Source organism: Thiocapsa imhoffii, assembly GCF_016583985.1.
Classification (GTDB): domain Bacteria; phylum Pseudomonadota; class Gammaproteobacteria; order Chromatiales; family Chromatiaceae; genus Thiocapsa; species Thiocapsa imhoffii.
The window spans coordinates 1-903 of record NZ_NRSD01000078.1; the positions used below are offsets into that span (position 1 = coordinate 1).

Here is a 903-nt window from a genome sequence, read left to right on the forward strand (position 1 = left end):
CCAAGACGGTCGAGGGTGAAGGCACCTGGACGGTGGATGCGGACACGGGTGCGATCACCTTCACGCCCGAGGCGGGCTTTGAGGGCAATCCGACGCCGATCCAGTACCAGGTGTCGGATGATCTGGGCACGCCGTCGAATCCGGCGACGGTGACGGTGACCTATCTGGGTGCGCCGGCGCTGACGTTGGAGAAGGAGCTGAGCGGTGCTAATCCGGATCCGGTGGTGTTGGGCAGTGAACTGACCTACACCGTGACCGCGACCAACAGCGGCAACGTCACGCTGACCAACGTGGTGGTCAGCGACGACCTGATCACGCCGGACGAGATCACCTGTGCCAGTGTGGCGCCGGGTGCGACCTGCGAGCTGGTGGGTACCTACACGGTCACGCTCGCCGATGCGATCGCGGCGGTGGTGGTCAACACGGCGTCGGTTGACTCGGATCAGACCGATCCGCAGACGACCGAGCTGTCGACCCCGGTGCAGCCGCCGGCGGCGCCGACGGCCGAGGATGATGCATCGCTGGACAACCCGATGGGCACGCCGGTGACGCTGGACGTGCTCGAGAACGACGCGGCGTCCGACGGACGCACGCTCGATCCGACGACGGTGGTGATGGTCGATGCCGATGCCGGCAGCGATGGCAAGACCAAGACGGTCGAGGGTGAAGGCACCTGGACGGTGGATGCGGACACGGGTGCGATCACCTTCACGCCCGAGGCGGGCTTTGAGGGCAATCCGACGCCGATCCAGTACCAGGTGTCGGATGATCTGGGCACGCCGTCGAATCGGGCGACGGTGACGGTGACCTATCTGGGTGCGCCGGCGCTGACGTTGGAGAAGGTGCTGAGCAGTGCTGATCCGGATCCGGTGGTGTTCGGCAGTGTGCTCACTTACACGGTCA

At 65.8% G+C, this 903-nt stretch carries 1 protein-coding gene; it reads left to right on the forward strand.

The features are described from left to right. Window positions 1–32: 32 nt before the first annotated feature. Window positions 33–903 (forward strand): CLIPPER-2 domain-containing protein (locus CKO25_RS20715; protein ID WP_338115197.1); only part of this gene is annotated, 871 nt, incomplete at its 3' end.